This is a genomic window from Saccharomonospora iraqiensis subsp. paurometabolica YIM 90007 (assembly GCF_000231035.2).
GTDB lineage: Bacteria > Actinomycetota > Actinomycetes > Mycobacteriales > Pseudonocardiaceae > Saccharomonospora > Saccharomonospora paurometabolica.
On the sequence record NZ_KI912232.1, the window covers coordinates 91,221 to 93,058 of the forward strand.

2 protein-coding genes and 1 pseudogene are annotated in these 1,838 nt (G+C 75.9%); all 3 read left to right on the forward strand.

Going from position 1 to position 1,838, the window contains the following annotated elements:
- Positions 1-1,014 (forward strand): CapA family protein (locus SACPADRAFT_RS26970; protein WP_007027479.1); only part of this gene is annotated, 1,014 nt, incomplete at its 5' end.
- A 76-nt stretch (positions 1,015-1,090) separates the two neighbouring features.
- A complete protein-coding gene (locus tag SACPADRAFT_RS0210930; RefSeq protein ID WP_007027480.1) occupies positions 1,091-1,633 on the forward strand; it encodes a PH domain-containing protein in 543 nt (180 codons plus the stop codon).
- Positions 1,630-1,838 (forward strand): annotated as a pseudogene (locus SACPADRAFT_RS32680) (hypothetical protein); the annotation flags it as partial. The gene SACPADRAFT_RS0210930 and the pseudogene SACPADRAFT_RS32680, both read left to right, overlap by 4 nt.

Genomic DNA, 1,838 nt, shown 5'->3' on the forward strand with positions numbered 1-1,838 from the left:
GACGAGTTCACCGTCGTCGCGACGGGCGACATCCTGATCCACCCGGCGCTGACCGACCAGGCCGCCGCGGACGCGCGGGAGGCGGGCGCGACCGGCGACGACACGTTCGACTACGGCCCCCTGCTCGACGGGCTGCGCCCGCTGGTCTCCGGGGCCGACCTGGCGCTGTGCCACCTGGAGGTGCCGCTGGCCCGGGACGGCGGCCCGTACAGCGGCTGGCCGCGGTTCCTCGCCCCGCCCGAGCTGGCCGACGGCCTGGCCGAGACCGGGTACGACGCCTGCTCCACGGCCTCCAACCACACCCTCGACCACGGCCCCGAAGGCGTGGACAGCACGCTCGACGCACTCGACGAGGCCGGTGTGGAGCACACCGGATCGGCGCGGGACGCGCGCGAGGCCCGGACCCCGCTGGTGCTCGACGTGGACGGGGTGGCGGTGGGACAGGTGTCCTACACGTTCGGCTTCAACGGGGTGCCCCTGCCCGGGGACGAGCCGTGGCGGGCCAACCGGCTGGACGCCGACGCCGTGCTCGCCGAGGCGGAGGCCGCCCGCGAGGCCGGTGCGGAGGTCGTGATCGCGAGCCTGCACTGGGGGCAGGAGTACGCGCACGAGCCCACCGACAGGCAGCGGCGGATGGCCGAGCGGCTGCTGGACTCCGACGCGATCGACCTGATCGTCGGCCACCACGCGCACGTCGTGCAGCCCGTGGAGCGGATCGGGGAGAAGTGGGTCGCCTACGGCCTGGGCAACTCGGTCGCCCGGCACGCCGAACCCCGCGGCGTGTCCGAGGAGGGCCTCGCGACGCGCTTCACCTTCACCCGCGACGGCGACGACTGGTCGGTGGACCGGGCCGAGTACCTGCCGACCCTCGTCGAACTCGGTCCCCCGATCCGGGTGGTGGACCTCACCCGGGCGGAGCCGACCGCCCGGCGCACCGAGGCCCTGGAGCGCACCGACGACATCGTGCGCGACGGGGACGGGGCCGCGGACGGTCTCACCCGTCCACGCCGGTGATCGTTCCGCCCGGCCACCCCCGTGATCCCGCCCGACGCGCCGACTAGGGTGGTCTCCCTGTGACGAGGGAGGGCCGGTGACCGGAGACGCGACGGACGACGACGCGGGTGGGACCGCGGACCCGGCACCCGGTCCGGTCCGGTTACGCGCCCCGAGACACCGTCTCGACCCCCAGGCGCGGTGGCTGTGGGGGACCCGGTCCGGGCTGGTGCTGGTGGCCGCCGTCGTGGCGCTGGGGGTGCCCGCGGTCCTGTCCGGCCCGGCCGGGCCGTGGCTGCTGCTCGGGCTCGGCGTCGTGGCCGTGTGCGGCGTCCCGGTGGCCGTCGCCCTGCCGTTGTGGTGGTACCACGTGCACCGCTGGGAGATCACCGACGACGCCGTCTACACCCGCACCGGGCTGCTCTGGCAGGAGTGGCGGGTCGCCCCGATGTCGCGCATTCAGACCGTGGACACCGAGCGCGGGCCCCTGGAGCGGGTCTTCGGCCTCGCCACCGTCACGGTCACCACCGCCTCGGCCAAGGGCCCCCTGACGATCCCGGGACTCGACCACCGGCTCGCCGCGGACGTGGCCGAGCGGTTGACCCGCACCACCCAGGCCACCCCCGGGGACGCCACGTGAGCGGGGCCGGTCCCGACGACGACCCTCACGGGCACGGGGACGGGGACGGGCGCGCCGCACCCACTCCGCCCGGACCGGACGACGGCTCCGGACCGGACGACGGATCCGGATCGGAGGACGGCTCCGGACCGGACGGCTGGCGACGGCTCGACCGGCGCACGATCCTGGTCACCGCGCTGCGCCTGGCCGGGCTGGCCGTGGCGGC